Raw genomic sequence first — 18,944 nt, 5'->3', positions numbered from 1 at the left:
AGGGCTTAGCGCTTAGAGCTTAGGCGGGTGCTAAGTAACATTGCTGCATATACACATTCATGGCGCGCAGCACGTTCGTGCGGTTAATGGTGCCGACAACTTTGCCCTGCTCGACCACGGGATAAATCTTAGGTTTAGGTCCAAGCATTTGCTCTGCTAATTGCAAAATACTGTCGTCGGGACCGACATAGAGCACTTCGGTGCGCATACAGTCTTTTACCACTGAGGTCATATCACAGTGATAACTGCTCTTTAGCATCACAGCTAAGCAATCCTGCTGGGATAAAAAGCCGACCAAATTGCCGTTATCATCCACGACAGCAGCACCCATCTTGTTATTGTCTAACAGTTTTTCGACCGCAGTGGCCAGCGACATATTCGCGCGTAGCAGCACGGGCTGACGGTCCATATGGTCGCGTATTTTTATTGAATCCATAGCAATCTCCCCAATCTTTCCTTTACCAACTCAACTCGGCTTACGCTTTGAGTCTAGTCAAAATCTCGCAAGTGGTAAGCGATTAATATCGATTGGACTTATCTATTTACTTAGCGGGAAGGAAATTGGGCGGATAAAAACGGTGATTTAGAGGGGTAACACTGGGCCTACAAACGCCATTTTGAACGGGATGGCTTAGAGATATTACCTTAGCGCATGTTAAGCACGCGCTAAGGCAATAGACTGTATCCTTATTGATCCTGCCAAATCATTACTTGGGCAGGCTCGCCATTACTACGGGTAGCGCGGTACATGCCTTCGGTATTAAATGGCGTGGCAATATTGCCCCTGTGGTCGACTGCTATCACACCACCAGAGCCGCCAGCGGTAATAAGGCGTTGATTAATCACTTCATCTGCCGCTTGAATAATGGATTTTTGCTGGTACTTGACCTTAGCGCAGATATCGCCCGCCACTTGGTAGCGAATAAAAAACTCACCGTGGCCCGTGGCCGACACAGCGCAAACGCCGTTTTCGGCATAGGTGCCCGCCCCAATCACGGGCGAGTCACCAATGCGACCAAAACGCTTGGCCGTCATACCACCAGTGGAAGTGCCCGCCGCTAAGTTGCCGTTTTTATCTAAGGCGACAGCACCAACGGTACCAAATTTATAATCGAGATCTTTCATCTCAATACCCGCAATTTGATCTGATTTTTCAGCCGCCTGCAGTTTTTGTCTGGCATCGAGTAATTGTTGATAACGGGCATCGCTATCGAAATGGCTATTAGGTACCAGTTTAAAACCTTGGGTTAAGGCAAACTCCTCGGCGCCAGCGCCCGACAGCATCACATGCTCAGACTTATTCATCACGGCTAAGGCCAAATCGATGGGGTTGGCGATATGGCGCACGCCCGCTACGGCGCCCGCATTCATGGTTTTACCATCCATAATCGAGGCATCTAATTCATGGCCGCCATCATAGGTGTAAACCGAACCGACACCGGCGTTAAACAGCGGGCTGTTTTCTAATACATTGATAGCAGTTTGCACCGCGACTAAGCTATCACCGCCCTGCTCGAGCACTTTTGAACCTTTATCAATCGCCTCTTTGAGCTTGTCTTTATAGGCCTGACGCAGCTCTGGCGTGAGGTTGGCCTTAGAAATGGTGCCAGCGCCACCGTGGATCGCAATGGCAAAAGGTTTTTCATTCGCTTGGGTATTTTGTGACATAAAAAGTGCACTCGAGAGAATTAAACTAAAGGTGGCTAATTTTATTTTCATTATTTACATCCCCTTAAACAGTAACGTCCTTTGTAACCATTTCAACGACTAATTTCAATCATCTCCTTGCCTGTTACCACTATTCTGGCGACAATGAATGCACATCACAGGGATTATAAAGTGCAGCGATTCTTGCAAATAACGTCATTATCTTTTCGTCTTCATTTGCTACTTGGCCTGAGTTTAGTGACATCGGGGGCGATGGCCGCCGATAACTTGTTAACGCTTTCAGTGAACGGGGTCGACGAAGCCCTAAAGCGTAATATTCTCGCCCACTTAGGTGCTATGCCAGACTCCGAAGTGCAGCGCCGAGCCTTCTTATTTAACGTGGAAGACAATGTCTCCACCGCCCTCGAGTCCATGGGCTATTACCATGGCGAAGTGGAAGAACAGTTAGTCGAAAAAGAAAAAGGCCCGTGGGAATTAAAGCTCACGGTCAAAGCGGGCGAACCGGTTAAGATCCAATGGGTCGATATTAATTTTTCCGGCGAGATGCTTGACGATCGCGCCTTCGATAAGTGGCTTGCACAGGTGAATATCAAGCCTGGGGATGCGCTTAACCATGGGGTGTATTCCGATGTGAAATCCCAACTGGTGACGCTTGCCTTGGCGAGGGGGTATTTCGATGGTGAATTCACCGAGTCGCAAATCAAAATCAACCGCGATTTAAACACGGCGCAAATTAGCCTGCATTTTAATTCAGGTGCCCGTTACCACTTTGGCCAAGTCAATTTTGAAGGCCATACCTTAGAGCCAGATATTCTCACTAAGCTTATTCCTTTCAAGGAAGATGCGGCCTACTCGACCCGTCGAGTCAGTGCCCTTAACCGCCAGTTATTGGATACCGGTTATTTCGCCAATATCAAGGTCATACCGCAGATCGATCAGGCAAAGGATAATCAACTCCCCGTCAAAGTGGAGCTAACCAATAAGGCCAGCCACTCGATTGAGTTAGGCCTCGGTGGCGACATAGGTCAAAGCGCCGATAAAACCTTCGATCCTCGGGTGCGCGTCACTTGGCGTACACCACAGATTAATAAATACGGCCACTCCCAAGAGACCAGTTTGGAATGGTCGCCTGACAGACCAAAGTTTTTAACGACTTATACGATCCCGCTGACTCATCCCTTAGACGATCAACTAAAAGTTCGTTTAGGCTTGCTGCGGGATAAATATGGGGTCACTCAAATTTACGAGCCCGAGAACCGTGATTTTCGTAATACGGGCCAACTGGAATCGACCAAGTATTTACTCGGGCTACTCAGGCAACAACGTTTAGATAATCAATGGTTAATGAGTTATTCTCTCGATGCAATTCGCGAGGAATATACCCAGTCTGACATTGATTACAGCCCCACTTTCTATCTGGCGGGGATTAACTTCTCTAAAACTACCCGCGGAGATAACTCCCTCGATCCTAAGTCCGGTTTTAGGCAAATATACAGTCTAGATTATGCCGATCCCTATCTTGGCTCAGAGACGCGTCTTGCCCGCTTACAGGCCAAGTTTAAGTGGATTGACACCTTTTTTGATAACCACAGAATCGTGGCGCGTATGGATTTAGCGGCCAACCTTGCCAATGAAAATGAGCTGGCTTTTATTCCGCCGTCGCTGCGCTATTTTGCCGGTGGCGATCAAACCATCCGTGGCTATGGCTATCAAGAACTAGGCCCTTATCTCGATTACATCGATGCCGATGGCAAAGTCAATCGCGAGGTTATCGGTGGCCGTTATTTGATGGTCGGTAGTTTGGAATATCAATATTACGTTACCCCCACTTGGCGTGTTGCCACCTTTGTGGATGCGGGTAACGCCTTTGATAACAATCAGTTTGAGCCTGTAGTCTCAGTGGGTGGTGGTATCCATTGGATCTCGCCGATTGGCCCAATTAAGTTAGATTTAGGGGTAGGTTTGAAAGAGACAGACACCATCGACCGCTCATGGCGCATTCACTTAACCATGGGGACAGAGCTATGAGCAAGTCCCCTATTCATGAGCCTAGTGCACCTGCTCAACAAGAGAAGCAAACGCCTGAGCAATCCTCTTTGGAACAAAACCCAACGTGTGTGCAGCCTAAAACCCTTAAGCTGCGCCTATGGCAAATATTTAAACTCTGCACGCGGATTATTGTTTACGTCCCCTTGAGTCTTTTGGTGTTAACTGCATTACTGCTCGGGACTGAAATTGGCTCGCGGATAAGTTTGGGTTTAGCCGATAAGTTTGTGCCCGATCTGGCGCTCAGCTACACCTCGGGCTCCTTAAATAAAGATCTCACCTTAGCCCACGCCAGCTGGTCGATGGATGGGATTAAGGTCGAGCTCAAGGATTTGCATTTGGCGTGGCAACCCACTTGCCTGCTACAAAAACAGCTGTGCGTGAATGCCTTAACGGCGAGCCAAATCGATGTCAATATCGATACAGAGGCCTTAAGCTCAGGTGCCACTGAAGTCGATGTCGCCCCCGAAAATGATGAGCCAAGTGAACTGGTTCTGCCCTTTGGTATAAAGCTCGACAGCGCCGAACTGAATAACATCAATATCGCGGTCGATAAGATGCGCTTTTCGGCAAATCATATTCAGACCGCCGCCACTTGGTTCGCCGAAGGACTGACGGTCGAGCAGCTTAGCAGTGAAGGCTTGGCTGTGTTAATTCCTATCGACGATAGCCCAACGGCTACAGAGTCTAAGGTTGCGGACACGACGACTACGGCAGAAACCACGACCACCGTAGCGGTGACAGCAAGCGCTAAAACGACAACTGGTAAGCCCATTGCAGATAAGGGATCTACGGCGCAAACGCCAGCTAATACTCAAGCTGATAAACAAACGGATTCAAACGCGGAAAAGCAAGCATCCACTGAAGAATGGGCACTTGCCCATTTACCACAGGTTTTTATGCCTTTCCCGGTGGATGTAAAGCATCTCAGTTTAGACAACAGCCGTTTACAGATTGGCCCGCGTGAAGATCTGTTTAGCCATATTGAGCTCCAAGGTCAATTTGCCAAGTATCAACTGACCCTTGAGAAATTAATGCTCGCCCATAGTTATGGTGAGCTTTCAGTGGTGGGCCAACTCGCCCTCAAGCAAGATTATCCCCTCGCGCTCGAGGTTCAGGCCAATATGACTCAAGTTGCAGAACTGCCTGAACTGACCCATCAACAATTAAGCCTCAAGCTTAGCCAAAGCGTCGGACAGCTCGGGATCCATGCCCTTGCCAAAGGGGATGTCGATTTTAGTCTCAATGGACAATTGACCCTCAAAGATCCCACCCTGCCCTACAAAATCAAACTGGAGAAAGCCCGCGCACAATGGCCGCTAAAAAACGCCGAATACGTCGTCAGCGATCTTAGTCTCGATAGCCAAGGTTCGCTCAATAAACAAGCCGCAACGCTCAACGGAAATCTCACCACACCTTTCCATAAAGTGTTGGCGATTAGCAGTGAGCTACAACATCAAGATGCGAAACTGGATATCAAGCAGTTTAATGCCAAGGGCGAGTTAGGCGCGATTGATGTCACTGGTGAATTGGATTACACCAAGGCTATCACCTGGAAAGCCAAGGTCTTGCTCGATAACCTGAAATTACAGGAAATCACCCTGCCGGAAACTGCACAGACTCCAGAATCAACACCTACACAGGACTCTACAGCGCCGAGCACAAATACCGATAAGCCAGCGCCTACCACAGCAAATGCTCCAGCTCCTGCGACTACAACTGCTGCTGCAACTACAAATGCAAAAGCAACTACAAGTGCAAGTGCAAGTGCAACGAGCAGCTTGCCAAACAGCTCAATCTCAGGCCAATTGCAGACCACGGGGCGCCTGTTAGATAAACAGTGGCAAGTGGCCCTAACGGACACCCAATTATCGGGCACGATGCAGGGGTATCCATTTGATATTACTGCCGATGCCAGCATCAACGATAAACTGTATATCAGTGCAAAAGGGGTCAATGCCAAAGTACTCGGCTCTACCTTAACCCTAGCAGGCGAAACCAACAAAACTTGGAACCTTGTAGGCAAACTGCAAGTCCCCGATTTCGGTTTATGGCTGCCTCAAGCCAGTGGCCAATTACAGGCCGATATTAATGTCACTGGGGATGAAAAACATCCGCAACTGGAGTTAACCGCGCAACTGGTCGATCTGGTGCACCAAAATATTAAGCTTAGGGAGTCAACCCTCAAAGCCTATTACAAACCTTTGGATGCCCATGAGTTTGCCCTGTCACTTAAGTCCAAGGCGCTGCAACTCGGCTCACAGAGTTTAGATACAGTCACCTTGGGCAGTAAGGGCGATATTCAAAACCAAAAACTCACCCTAAGTGCCACTGGGGACTTGGGCTTAGAACTTGGCGTCAGTAGCCAATACGATATGAAAAAATCCCAGCTGCAGGCACAGGTGAATAAAATCAACTTGGCAACCCCTGTCGGACGCTGGGAAATAGATAAGGATATTCTAGTCGCCTGGGATCAAAACAAGTTCAAAGGCAATATCAGCCCTTTCTGTCTAGTGAATCCCAACAGTAAGGTTTGCCTCGATAATCAAGTAACCATTGGTAAAACTGGCGAGGCCCAGCTCAGTTATGCGGGCAATCTGGGTAAACTGTTAGTACCTGTGTTGCCGAGCAATATGCAATGGGATGGCAGTTCTTCACTGTTGGCAAACTTTGCTTGGGCGGCGGGGCGTAAACCCACGGCCAATGTCGACTTCAATTTTAATCCCGGTAGTATCAAGCTTAAACGAGCTAAAAACCGTGAAGTCACCATTAATTATCAACAGCTTGATTTTAAAGCTAACTTAGATGCTAAACGACTCCTCTCGTCGATTAGCTTTGAATCGGAAGATGTCGCCAGTTGGCAGAGTGAGGTCACTATTAATGTGACGCCTGATCGGGCCTTGTCCGGTTATGCCAATATCAAACAAATTAACCTGCAACCCTTAGGTGAGTTTTTCCCACAGCTCAACACACTCGAAGGCTTGCTGACCAGCAGACTAAACTTTGCCGGCACTTTGGATACACCAGAGGTGTCAGGCAATGTGTCCTTGACCCAAGGCGCACTTGCACTGACTGCAAACCCGACCCTCATCAATAAAATTGATATGTCGATGGAGCTTGGCGGACAACAGGCCTCCCTCAAAGGTCGTTGGATGATGGGCAATGGTTTAGGCCGAGTCACGGGCGATATGCGCTGGCCTCAGGGCCAATTTAGTGGTGAGCTTGCGGTGAAAGGCGACAAATTAGCCGTGATCCAACCGCCACTGGCGCTACTTGATGTCTCGCCCGATCTCACCATCGCCTTTAGCAGCCAACAGCTTGAAGTCAAAGGGGTTGTCAATGTGCCTTCGGGCAATATCAAAATTGTCCAGCTCGCCGAAGGCGGCGTTGCCCTGTCGGAAGATGTGGTATTCGATGATTCAATCGCGGCGGCTCAGCCCAAGGCTAACCCCTATGCAATCGTCGCGGATCTGAATATTAATGTCGGTAACGACTTAAAAGTCGATGGCATGGGCCTTAAAGGTAAACTGCAAGGGACCTTAAAACTGCAGCAACAGGCGTTCCGTCCGCCACTGTTGTTTGGTGATATCAAGGTCAAACAAGGCAGCTATAAGTTTATGGGACAAACCCTGAAAATCCGTACCGGTGAAGTGCAGTTTGTAGGACCAACTTCCGTCCCTAACTTAAATATCGAAGCTATTCGTGAAATTAAGAGTGAAGATCTGGTCGCGGGTGTCCGTGTCACAGGCACACCTGCCCGCCCCGTTGTCACCCTATTCTCAAACCCTGCCAAGGAGCAAGCAGAGATCCTGTCTTACATTATTAAAGGCAGCGGCTTTAACAGCAGCAATAACGAACAGAATAATTCCCTTATGATGGGCGCAGCACTAGGTTTGGGCTCACAGGTTGGTGGCGGTGGCGCCATCAATAATATTGGCAGCACAGCCGCTGGGATTATCGAAGAGTTCGGTTTCTCAAACGTACAACTGGATACTAACGATGAGGGCCGCGTGGCGATCAGTGGCTTTATCGGTGATAACCTGATGGTGAAATATGGCGTCGGGGTATTTAACCCAGGCTATGAGATGACAGTCAGATACTATCTGTTATCGCAACTCTATCTTGAAACGGTATCCGGCACCCTAGGCCAATCCCTCGATATCTACTACAACTTCAATATCAAGTAATGATGGATCCCGCGTAACCATGTTGCGCGGGATGACTTAGCGTTTAAAGCTAAAAAACAGCCACAAAAAAAGCGCCCTATAGGCGCTTTTTTGCTTCAATTACGCGATTAAGCGTAAACGAAGTCAACGTGCTCGATCATTGGCTTGAACGCGTGACGTTGCATAGCTTGTGCACGAACACCTACTTCTTTGCCATCTAAAACGATAGTGACAACAGAAGTGTAGAAGTCTTCGTTAGTTTGAATGTTGATGATGTCTTTGTGATCAAAAACAATAGAAACTGGCTCTTTGCCTGCGCCATAAATAACAGCAGGAACTTTACCTGCATGACGTAGGCGGCGGCTCGAACCTTTCCCTATTTCAGTGCGGGTTTGTGCTTGGATAGTGTAAGACATGTGTTTCTCACTTAAATTTAGAGTAAAAACCGTCACCATTTTCGACCAATGGTGACTCATATAAAGCGCGCGCATACTAACACAGTTACTCAGCAGGCACAAGAACAGCCAAGCTCTCGAACTTCAATGGTACACAAAGGCTATCGTTATAAATCACAAAGAGTATTTATTGAATTGGAAAACTTGTTTGTGACCTGTTACATATGCGAAAAGTCTTTGATCTGAATCAAAAAACACGCGATCTTGATCACACTTACACCAGCCGATGCCTGCTAAGCTCGGGCAAATTTTGTCACTTCAGTCTTGTCAAACATGCGTCACGAGCTGTATTTATTGCAACAAGATAATCGCCTTTCATGCCAATTAGCCCGTGAACTCGTCTCACTTATCGAAACGGTCCCCTATCAGCAGACCACAATAGAGCTGAAACTACTAGAGTTGCTCGCCTGCACTCAACAAAAAAACCGTAGTTTGCTAATGCTAATGCAACTTTGTGAATCATCCGTCGTTGAAGGCCAACGACTGAGACAATTTAAGTTTTCACAGTGCCTCAATCAGCATGTGAATGACTGGCAACAACACAGAGAAATGAACAAGCTAGGGCAACAGTTTTTGCCATTGTTGAAGCATTATTTGCGAGATATTCAAGCGTTGGAGCTGCAGTTTTATCAGCAGCTCACGCAGCAAAGCGATAAGACTACCAGTGGCGTACTGGACCACAGTCAACATGTACAAAGCCCGACTTAGGGTAATAACCCACACCACCCAATTTGAGTGATAACGCCGCATCTCTAAGAGTCTTAAGATTCACTCCTGGGATAGCGATATCCATTGCCATGCCTTGCATGTGATAACTTTTCTTTGCCACCCCACTGCTCTTACCCGCCAACATGGCGTTGGTCTTAGGCGAACGATAGCCTGAAATCACATGGATCTCATTCTCCGTATTGAGGGTGCTCTTGAGGGTGTAAAGCAGATCGAATAAGCGTTTATCCATGGGCGCCGCCACATTCTGGCGATGATCCCGCAGTAAATGACTAAAATCATTCAACACTTCGCTCTGGTAATGGCCGTCAATCCAATAACTGCCATTGTTATGCTCGCCCGTGTGGCGATTATAGAGGCTGAGATCGCGAACCCCTTTAGTCGACCGACTCGCAAACGCTTTAGAAGGAATTAAAGAACACAATGCCACACCACTGAGGCCTAACAACAACTGCCTACGGGCAGGACAAAGTAACGTCACATCATCACCTTTTGTTCGTTTTTTGGACACTAAAACCGCAAATTATACTGAATCGCCATTCAGATCAAGCCTTGACTGGCTCACAAGATTTCAGATTTCAAAATCTCTTAAAAGTTCAGGTCGTTATAGAATGTAAAAAATTGATGCAGGCACCGCCTGGGTAAACTCAGCTTCTAAGTGATAAATATCATTGCGATATTGAATTTGCCCAGCATCATCAAGCCATGCTGTCCAATAAACCGTGTAGACAGGCATGGTATCTGATAACGCAAACCATTGGGATTGAGTGGTATTAGGCGTTAATTTGTCCCAAAGGCGCGTATCTTTAACTAAGTGAGTCTGAAACCAGCGGGCCAGCTCCTCGACCTTTTCAACCCGAATGCAACCCGATGATAAGGCCCTATCGGTCTTTTTAAAGAGACTTGGCTCAGAAGTTCCGTGCAAATACACACTAAAACTGTTGTCGAAATGAAATTTATACCGACCTAAGGCGTTTTTCGCCCCGGGGCGTTGCACTAAACGATAGGGAAAATGGCTGGACGCCAACTCTTGCCACTCCTGTGGCGAATGTTCGACTCGCGCGCCGTCATAGTCGTAAACATCGAACCCGCGGTCCTGCAGGTAATGACCATCTTGGCGTATATGGGGCAAGATATCGCGCCGCACTATGGTGCGTGGCACGCGCCACTGTGGATTGACCACCACGCTGGAGATATGACTACTTAGCAGCGGTGTTGGCCGCGATGCTTTGCCCACTATTACTTTTGAATTGAGGATAACCTTCCCCGCTTCGACGAATTGCAACTCAAATGCCGGGACATTTATCACCAGATAGCTTGCAGGTAAGGTGCGAGTAAAAATCTGCTGCCTAAGGGTGTTTTTCGCCAGTAACTGCGCCCGAGCATAGGGAGATTGATTAAGCCAATACAGGGTCTGCTTACCTATCACCCCATCTGCTTGTAAGCCATGTTGAGTTTGAAAGACTTTAATTGCGGCAACGAGTTCATCGTTATAAAGCATGGGATTCTTGTCAGCAGAACCTTGGGCTGGATACGCCTTTGATTCAGGGTGAGTCGTTACGTCTGGCGAAAGCGCTTCTGGATCAGCTGCTGTCTCGGAAACTGGACTTGGCTTATCTGCCAGAAAGCCTAATAGAAAAAGACGCTGCACAATTAATGCGATGAGAGGACTCTCTTGCCCCGGGCTTAATTTATCTTCGAGGATGAGCGTCTCCCACGAAGAGGATTCCGCTAACGCCATCAATTGCTTCAGCTTGAGAACCACAGCGCGAAAATACGCATCTGTTGGCATCAATGCAGCCGATCTGCACGGCGTGATGCATTCAGCTTGGGTATCGAGATACCGCCAATAGTTATCCAGTTGCAGCTGCATTTGGCGAAGCTTCGTCCGCTCTTCGCTATCCAGTACTCTATGCTGCCACTGGCTCAACTGTTGATAATTGGCGCTAAAAACAGGGCTAACATCGGCAAGACTCAAGAGTAAGGTTTGCCCTAGAATTAGCTCAACTGCAGTGTCTGGGTCAGCGACTTCAGCGGAAGGCGGAGGAGCGGGCAGCTCAACCGTTTGTGGTTCAACGCTTAGAGGTGCTGTTACCAGTGGCTCGGCGGCATAGGATTCTATGACTGCAAGCGAAAGTCCCATCAACAATGCACCGAGTGGCCAGCGCTTAAGTGAACTAAAGCTGCGGTTGGATGTATTAGGATTTAGCGTTAATCGACTCACAGGCATCATAAACGTCCCCTGTCACAGCAGATTCTTGACCGTAAAATTACCGCAAGTGCAAACATCGACACTCAATTCACCAGTAATCTGTGTTCACTATAGCTGAAGCCGTTGACGAAATGCAGGCGAGCAAAGGGATAAAACAAAAATGCCACTGACAGACGTCAGTGGCATTTCAATTATTTGACAACAATTAAGCCCATTAAGCGGGGTGAATTGTTATCCTAAAAACGTGTTACCTAGCAGAAAGAGACCAAGTCTTCAGGCACAAACTGCTCTGGCAGCTTTTGCAAGCTTCGCAGCATCAGCGGATTGGCCAGCACCAGCGCCATTTCCTGACGGTTAAATAATGCCAAGGCACTCTGTTGGCACTGCGCCTCATGCACTTTAACATGCACAATGGCTTCAACCGGTTCAATGGGTGTACCCGCCGCACGCAGTGGCTGCTTATCAACCATAGCCAAGTGCAGTTCCATTAACGCTGGATCTTTTAACACTTGCGCTAATGTCCAAGGCTGCTCGATATGTGCCTGATAAGCAGCACGCGCCTCTTGAGCACGAATACAGATAGGCGCAGGATTACGCTCCTCTGGCGTGGCCAAAATGCCAATGCGCTTGAAGAACTCACCAATTTTGATTGACCCCGTCCACGCCGAAATCGGCACGGCTAACCACAGACCAATCAAGGCGGGGCTCATCCACGCAAGCAATGTTAAGGAGTCCAAAATCGCCGCATAACCTAACATCACGCCCGCCAGCATATGCCAGCGGTGGCGATAGATCAGGGTTAACCAAGGCATGCTGCCATCGTCACGACGCTGTGGAGACCAACCACTGTCACGTCCCATCAGAATCGACATCACCGCACCGCAGTGGATGAACATCATGATAGGTGCGATTAGTGCAGAGAGGATCACCTCAAATATCACGCTTAAAATCGCCTTGATGCGACCACCGACACTGCGGGCAAAATTGCCATCTTTTAGCAGCAATAATACGCCGAAAATCTTAGGTCCAAACAACACGCCCATGGTGATATAGAACAATCTTAATGCCCTATCCGAGTCCATGATTGGCCATGTCGGGAACAGCGAGAATTGGTCGGTAAAATACTCAGGACGAATAAAGTGTGCCTGCAACGCGAGCATCAAACCGGTCAAAATCAATAACAACCAGAATGGCGATGACAGATACGCCATAATGCCCGTCATTAAGTGCAAACGGCTGACCCAGTGCAAACCTTTGGTTGGCAGGATACGGGAATGCTGTAAGTTACCTTGACACCAACGGCGATCGCGCACGGCTAAATCGACAATAGATGGCGGACATTCTTCATAAGAGCCAGGTAAGTCATAGGCAATCACCACACTCCAGCCCGCACGGCGGATCAGCGCCGCTTCGACGAAGTCATGGCTTAGGATATGGCCACCAAATGGTGGTTTACCCTTAAGGTTGGGCAGACCTGCTGCGCCCATAAAGGCTTCGGTACGAATAATGGCGTTATGGCCCCAGAAGTTACCTTCTTTTTGTACCCACCAACCTAGCCCAGTACCAATCACAGGACCATAAATACGCGCCGCAAACTGCTGCAGACGCGCCATTAAGGTGGTGCCATTGATCAGCGATGGAATGGTTTGGATAAGTCCGGCGTCAGGATCGGCCTGCATACGTTGTGCTAAGCCAGTGATGGTCGATGACTCCATCAAACTGTCGGCGTCGAGCACCAATAAGTGATCGTAACGAGAGCCCCAACGGCGGCAGAAGTCCGCCACGTTACCCGCTTTACGCGCCACATTCTTACGGCGGCGGCGGTAATACACGCGAGAATGTTTATGGGTTTCTTGGCGCAGCACTAAAAACGCCTGTTCTTCTAACAGGGCGATTTCAGGATCTGTGGTATCACTTAAGATGAACCAATCGAACGCATGACCATGCCCCGTTTGGGACAAGGCTTCCGCCATCACAGATACCGCAGAGAACACCCGATCAGGCGACTCGTTATAGGTTGGCATCAAAATCGCGGTGCGGGTATGTAGCTCAGTCTGCTCAAGCTCGTTTGGTTTAGGCTTTTTCAGCAACATGAAGAAGCCTGCAATACCGCTACAAAACGCCAATGCAATCCAGCAGAAGTTAATCGCAAACAGCACTAGCATCAAGTATTCGAGGGGGGTGATCCCTCCGATGCTGAATACAGCGCCCATTTCATAGATAGCAAAGGCCGACAGCAAGAGCGCGCCGCCCACGACAAAAAATCGACGGGATACTTTCGAGCGCACACCATTGGCCACGGTGCTACGACGCGGAAATCCTTCAGGCATTTGGCTTAAGCTTTGGGGTTCCATTGCGCCAGGCCTTTCATTAGGCATGGCGCTACCACCCACGAGCACTTCAGTCTCAAGAACCGAATTCTCGGATACAGTCATATTATGTTGCTCCGTCATGGACCTTAAAGCGTCCAGCGATAGAGCCAGGTTTCAACCTGACGCGGTGTTGAGAACTTGAGTTCGGCACGTAATTCGATAAGTTCCTTATCTTCTGGCTCCAACTCAAACGCGAGGCGATAACCATTGTTAGCCGCATTACGCGCGATAACCACATTTGCAATCACCCCACCGGAAGACTCAACCTTCGCGAGCGGTAATTCATCGGGCATAGCGCCGTTCAGATGATAATCCACGACAAACAAACGTCTTGGGGTCGCTTTTGCGATGTCGGCACGACCACTGGCAGTACGACTCACCACGACGGAATTGGTTTTCGCTACTGGTTCATCGCCCCAGCTCATACGGTAAGCAAAGTGATATTCACTGCCCGCAGGGATCGGCTGACGCGGCTTCCAGAAGCTCACGATATTATCATGAATTTCTGATTCTGTTGGAATTTCTGTCAGAACGACCGCGCCTTGTCCCCAGTTACCCACAGGTTCAATCCACAGACTTGGACGACGCTCGTAGTGGGCTTCGAGATCTTGATAAGAGGCATAATTGCGTTCACGTTGAATTAAACCAAAACCCTGTGGCGAGTTGTCAGAAAACGCACTCACCTGTAATTGACGCGGGTTAGCCAGTGGGCGCCATAGGTGCTCACCGCGGCCGTTAAACATCAACAAACCATCTGAATCGTGGACTTCGGGTCTAAAGTCGTCGGTATCGTGGCGGCCATTGAGTGAATGTAAGAACATGCTAGTGCTTGGCGCCAGACCCACTTTGCTGAGTTCGACGCGAGGGAATAAGGTCGCTTCGACGTCAATTTGGGTGTTGTCACCAGGACGCACAGAGAATCGGTACGCGCCCGCCACACTTGGGCTATCCAGCAGTGCGTGAACCACGATCAGGTTACTGTCGTAGGATGGACGTTCAACCCAAAACGCGCGGAAAATCGGGAACTCTTCACCTTCAGGATCGGCGGTTTTCAAGGCCAAACCACGGGCCGATAAACCATAGGAGTTACCTTTACCTAAGGCACGGAAATAACTCGCGCCTTGGAACACCATCAATTCGTCGTAAACACCATTGGTGTTTAACTGGTTATGAATGCGAAAACCTGAATAGCCAATGTCGTCGTTTGGCAACGCTTGAGTGATAACCTCACCCGCTGTGAAATACTTAGGCTCGTAGGCTAAGTGAGTCGCTTGGTTAGCTTCAACGATGGCAATTTCGATTAAGTCTTGGAAATAGAAACCACGGTGAAACATTTGCATTTGGAACGGTAAACCTTGATCGCGCCAAATGGACGAAACAGGATTGAAGCGAATGTCGCGGTATTCATCGTAACTTAACTTAGCGAGGCCAGCTGGCAGCGGATCCTTTAACACCACATAGGGTTTAGAAGCCAACTTGCGGGCTAACTTCACTACAGAGTCGCCATCAAAGGTGCCCGTTTTAGTAAATCTCACTTGATTTTTGTTCGCCGGCTGGGCCGTCGCCTTAGGTGGACTCACCACAGGTGTGGCGGGTTTGTTTTCAGCAGGCTTTGTCTCTTCAGCAAATGCCGAACTCGACAGCGCAAATGCTGCGCTAAGCGCCAGTGAGCAAATGAGTGAAGATGAAGGTTTAAACGATTGGCAACGCAACAAGCTAACCATAGGATAGGTAACCTAAAAATAAACTAAGAAATCAACGTTTTTTGTGTGCACAGTGAAATTTTTTTACCGCTGTTTGATGGTAAAAAAACACAGGCTGTTACATATCGCGAAAGATATCAGAAGGAGTAAAAAACTCATAAATAAAGATGCAGTTAACTCCCTTTGCACGATACTATTTAGCAATATACTTATACCAATAAAGAATATCAAATTCGAATTAACATACCGATTTGATCTTTAAAAGTAACAAGCGTTAATAAAGTGCTGCTAAGTGCGCATAATAGAAACAAAATCAGTCTGTTTTGCAAATTTAGCGACTCTCATTAATCTTAGTCACTAATCTTAGGTGATCGCTGCCAATACGCTAACCAGTTAGCTTAAATAATTATACTAACTGCCTTAATCATTCCGGCATTACACCTAAAGTTATCGTGATTCTGGCAAAGTGAGTGTGACGACTAAGCCACCGTTTTCACGGGGCGCTATCGTCAATTGGCCTAGGTGCAAATCAATAATGTGGTAACAGATGGATAAGCCTAACCCCGCGCCTATGCCTTCGTTTTCATTGACTCGGTAAAAACGTTCCGTCGCACTGGCGATTTGCTCGGGAGTCATACCTTGGCCACGGTCGGCTATTTTTATCTCAATTCCAGTGTCAGTTCGGGCCGCACTGATGCTAATTTTGGTTTCAACTGGGCTATATTTGCAAGCATTTTCGATAATATTTTTCAGCACTATCAGTAGGTAAAAACGGTCACAGTTCAGCGTTAAACTTGCGTCAACATCAATATTCCATTCATAGTCGGTGATCAGTGGCATTAGCTGATTCAGCGCATCTTCCACCATTGACAGTAACGGATGAGGCTGCACATTCAATTCGGCGATCGAATCGACCCGCGCAAGCAATAAAAGCTGCTCAACGGTGTGACTCATATGCTTCACCCCCGCATCGATGGCCGCAAGGTGAATGCGCTCCGCATCACCCTCGCCCACTAAACCTTCTAAACCCTGTTGATGTAATTTAATCACGGATAACGGGGTTTTTAACTCATGGGCCGCATCGGCACTGAAGCGGCGCTCCCTAGCAATAAAGTGTGCAATGCTGCTGATATATTGGTTTAGCGCGCGGCGCACGGGCACGAGTTCCTTAGGCAGTGACATTGTCAGCGGCGTGAGATCGTTAGGCGAACGTGTCATTAACTCACGCTCGAAGGACTTTAACGGCCGAAAAAGAATGTAAAACAGTAAACTCACAATCAGTAAAGTTAAGGGTACGACGATCAGTGGCACTATCACTGCATTGTGCATAATTTGCGAAACCAGCTCCTGACGCACTTCGTCCTGCTGGGCGGTGACGATCCACACTTTGTGTTTGACCGAAAAAAAGCTGAACACATGCCACAGCTCGCCTTCGAACACTTTCTTACTGTAACCCTGAACAAATTTAGTAATGGGTTGACGACCAATATTGTCTGAAAAGACCAGTGCCTGCCCTGCTTCGCTCCAGATCTGGAATGCGAGTTTATGCTCATAGGCCAACTTAAGCGCATCGGCTTTATCAGCAAAACTACTGATCTGACTATCGGGAACATGGAGAATTTGTGGTATCTCTTGCGGCGCTTTAAATTCCGCTTCATCGTGATAGAAAAGCTCAAGCATTTTCGCAGATTGCAACATCTGCGCATCGAATAATTCTTCGATTTGATGTTTAGAATCTCGGGTGCTAAACCAGCTGGAAATGCCTACGGACACAGAGATCCCCGAAAGCATCAGCAAGGTTAATAACAAACGTAATGAGTACACATCCAGCACCTTGAGTCGATTCACCCCGTAGTCCCCGTTGTTTATGGTAAGAGCAGACTTGCCTATAAGGCAGTTACTAAATACCGATAAACGTCGGGTTTGTCACTTAAATCCTGATCAGTTATCCCATTTTTGGGTTAATTGACTTCGGTTAAGGTATAGCCAATGCCGCGCACCGTCTTAATCAATTCATTGGCCATTTTTTTACGTAAGTGATGGATATGCACTTCTATCGAGTTGCTGCCGACTTCATCCCAACCATAGGTTAGCTGTTCTAACTGACTGCGGGTTAACACTCGGCCAGCGGATTGGGCCAGTTCGAGCAGAAGTTGAAATTCCCGGCGAGAGAGGGGCACATTTTGATCGCGAAACGTCACCTCGCGGGTGTTGAGATCAATACTTAATGCACCGATATTCAAACTGTTATTATCCAGACCATATTGACGGCGGACGATAGCTCGGATCCGTGCGGCTAACTCACGCACATCGAAGGGTTTACCTAAATAATCATCGGCGCCAATATCGAGGCACTCGAGTTTTGTATCGAAATCTGTGTTTGCCGTCAGCACTATCGTCGGAATCGAGACACCCTCTGCACGCCAGGCTTTTAACAACTCTTTACCATTACCATCCGGTAGACCTAAATCGAGCACTATGGCGCTAAAGGTTTCATTCTTAATGCCCACTAATGCTTGCTGATAGCTACTTAGGTGATCGACCTGCATCCCCAGTTTGGCAAGGCTCAGGCAGATCCCTTGGGCTAATAATTCGTTGTCTTCCACTAACATGATACGCATTGATAATGCCCTATCGAAAAATACTGAATTGCACCGATTGCTCGGCTAAAAAAGTTTCGGCCTGTTCACCCTGTAACATGGCCATGGTGGCTAACATTCCCGCGGTGACGCAGTTTGGCCCAAGTACCGTCACCGAGCGCGGCGCCTCACTTACAGGATAGCCAGTGCGCGGGTCGACGATATGTCCATAGCGTTTACCCTCGACTTCAATAAACCGCCGTGTATCACCACTGGTCGCTAAAGCGCCTTGGGTCATGGCAAGCACTTTCGCGGCATGGTCGAGCTGATGCGGATCTTCAATACCCACCTGCCAAGGCACGACATTTGCCACTGGACAAGCTATATCACCGCCAAAATTGACCAGTACCGAAATCCCCGCATAGGACTCGGCAAGCTCATAGGCGACCCTATCGACCGCATATTCTTTGGCGATACCGCCAAAATCGAGCTGCATGCCTTTGGGCATCAACAACTCATGGGAATTAAATTCGATGCGCTCAAAGCCGACCAAGGCTCGCGCGGCTTCGATATCCGCCTTTGAGGGCATCTTGGCATCGGCCGTAAAACGCCATACTTGCATTAGAGGGCAAGCAGATACATCAAATAGCCCTTCACTTAACTCAAAGCATTGCTTGGCAAAAGCTAGCAACTGCCAAGTTTCCTCATCAATGCCGACGCGCTCACCCTGGGCGTGATTAAGCCGCCACAGAGAATTGCCCTCAATAAAGCGGCTATATTTTTGCTCGATTCTTTGCGCCTCACGGGCTGCCATATCGAGCATATCGTAGGCAATGCTTTCGTCGTGGCTTGCGATTAATAACTCACAGGGGCTCGCCATGGCCCTAAATTCACCTAAATAACCCCAATCTCGGCGTTGGAGTCGATAAGGCGCATTAGGGGAAACTGCTGGCATCTTAAAATCCTTATGCTATGGCTTAGCCAAAACTCAATATGGGCAGCAAGGCTACCCATATT

The 18,944-nt window shown here is 48.3% G+C and carries 13 protein-coding genes; 3 read left to right on the top strand and 10 right to left on the bottom strand.

The window, feature by feature from the left end; translation table 11 throughout:
- Positions 1-19: 19 nt before the first annotated feature.
- Positions 20-436 carry a CBS domain-containing protein gene (locus tag SHEWMR4_RS09690; protein WP_011622609.1) on the bottom strand — a complete coding sequence of 139 codons (417 nt, stop codon included), beginning with the start codon at positions 434-436 and terminating at the stop codon, positions 20-22.
- 251 nt (positions 437-687) lie between these two features.
- The gene (locus SHEWMR4_RS09685) at positions 688-1,719 is read right to left on the bottom strand and encodes an isoaspartyl peptidase/L-asparaginase family protein (RefSeq protein ID WP_011622608.1); all 1,032 of its coding nucleotides are present in this window, start codon (positions 1,717-1,719) and stop codon (positions 688-690) included.
- A gap of 120 nt (positions 1,720-1,839) precedes the next feature.
- On the opposite strand from SHEWMR4_RS09685, the gene SHEWMR4_RS09680 reads away from it, so the two are divergent.
- Positions 1,840-3,696, top strand: coding sequence for an autotransporter assembly complex protein TamA (locus SHEWMR4_RS09680; protein ID WP_041408765.1), 1,857 nt, complete (start codon positions 1,840-1,842; stop codon positions 3,694-3,696).
- Positions 3,693-7,901: a translocation/assembly module TamB domain-containing protein gene (locus SHEWMR4_RS09675; RefSeq protein WP_011622606.1), complete on the top strand. Its 4,209-nt coding sequence runs from the start codon at positions 3,693-3,695 to the stop codon at positions 7,899-7,901. Before SHEWMR4_RS09680 ends, SHEWMR4_RS09675 begins: the two co-directional genes overlap by 4 nt.
- A 107-nt stretch (positions 7,902-8,008) precedes the next feature.
- Here SHEWMR4_RS09675 and rplY read toward each other — a convergent pair whose 3' ends face one another.
- Complete coding sequence (gene rplY / locus SHEWMR4_RS09670; RefSeq protein ID WP_011622605.1) at positions 8,009-8,296, bottom strand: 50S ribosomal protein L25; 288 nt, start codon at positions 8,294-8,296, stop codon at positions 8,009-8,011.
- Between the two features lie 312 nt (positions 8,297-8,608).
- Here rplY and SHEWMR4_RS09665 point away from each other — a divergent pair, with 312 nt between their 5' ends.
- Positions 8,609-9,043, top strand: a complete 435-nt coding sequence (locus SHEWMR4_RS09665) for a hypothetical protein (RefSeq protein ID WP_011622604.1) — start codon at positions 8,609-8,611, stop codon at positions 9,041-9,043.
- On the opposite strand, the gene SHEWMR4_RS09660 is transcribed toward SHEWMR4_RS09665, so the two are convergent.
- From SHEWMR4_RS09660 to SHEWMR4_RS09630, 7 genes are all read right to left on the bottom strand, one after another.
- Positions 8,994-9,542 (bottom strand): DUF882 domain-containing protein, encoded by a 549-nt coding sequence (locus SHEWMR4_RS09660; RefSeq protein WP_011622603.1) that lies wholly within the window; start codon positions 9,540-9,542, stop codon positions 8,994-8,996. The two genes, SHEWMR4_RS09665 and SHEWMR4_RS09660, sit on opposite strands and share 50 nt — an antisense overlap.
- Positions 9,543-9,665: 123 nt before the next feature.
- Positions 9,666-11,294 (bottom strand): L,D-transpeptidase family protein, encoded by a 1,629-nt coding sequence (locus SHEWMR4_RS09655; protein ID WP_011622602.1) that lies wholly within the window; start codon positions 11,292-11,294, stop codon positions 9,666-9,668.
- Between the two features lie 230 nt (positions 11,295-11,524).
- Positions 11,525-13,708 carry a glucans biosynthesis glucosyltransferase MdoH gene (gene mdoH / locus SHEWMR4_RS09650; protein WP_011622601.1) on the bottom strand — a complete coding sequence of 728 codons (2,184 nt, stop codon included), beginning with the start codon at positions 13,706-13,708 and terminating at the stop codon, positions 11,525-11,527.
- A gap of 23 nt (positions 13,709-13,731) precedes the next feature.
- Positions 13,732-15,369 carry a glucan biosynthesis protein G gene (locus tag SHEWMR4_RS09645; RefSeq protein ID WP_011622600.1) on the bottom strand — a complete coding sequence of 546 codons (1,638 nt, stop codon included), beginning with the start codon at positions 15,367-15,369 and terminating at the stop codon, positions 13,732-13,734.
- Positions 15,370-15,795: 426 nt separating this feature from the next.
- On the bottom strand, positions 15,796-17,196 hold the full coding sequence (locus SHEWMR4_RS09640; RefSeq protein WP_011622599.1) for an ATP-binding protein: 1,401 nt from the start codon (positions 17,194-17,196) through the stop codon (positions 15,796-15,798).
- A 113-nt stretch (positions 17,197-17,309) separates the two neighbouring features.
- Positions 17,310-17,969 (bottom strand): response regulator transcription factor, encoded by a 660-nt coding sequence (locus SHEWMR4_RS09635; protein WP_011622598.1) that lies wholly within the window; start codon positions 17,967-17,969, stop codon positions 17,310-17,312.
- Positions 17,970-17,979: 10 nt separating this feature from the next.
- The gene (locus tag SHEWMR4_RS09630) at positions 17,980-18,882 is read right to left on the bottom strand and encodes an FAD:protein FMN transferase (protein WP_011622597.1); all 903 of its coding nucleotides are present in this window, start codon (positions 18,880-18,882) and stop codon (positions 17,980-17,982) included.
- Positions 18,883-18,944 lie beyond the last annotated feature (62 nt).

Source organism: Shewanella sp. MR-4, assembly GCF_000014685.1.
GTDB lineage: Bacteria > Pseudomonadota > Gammaproteobacteria > Enterobacterales > Shewanellaceae > Shewanella.
Note: the sequence above shows the minus strand (reverse complement) of the source record. Positions and strands in the feature narration are given on the sequence as shown.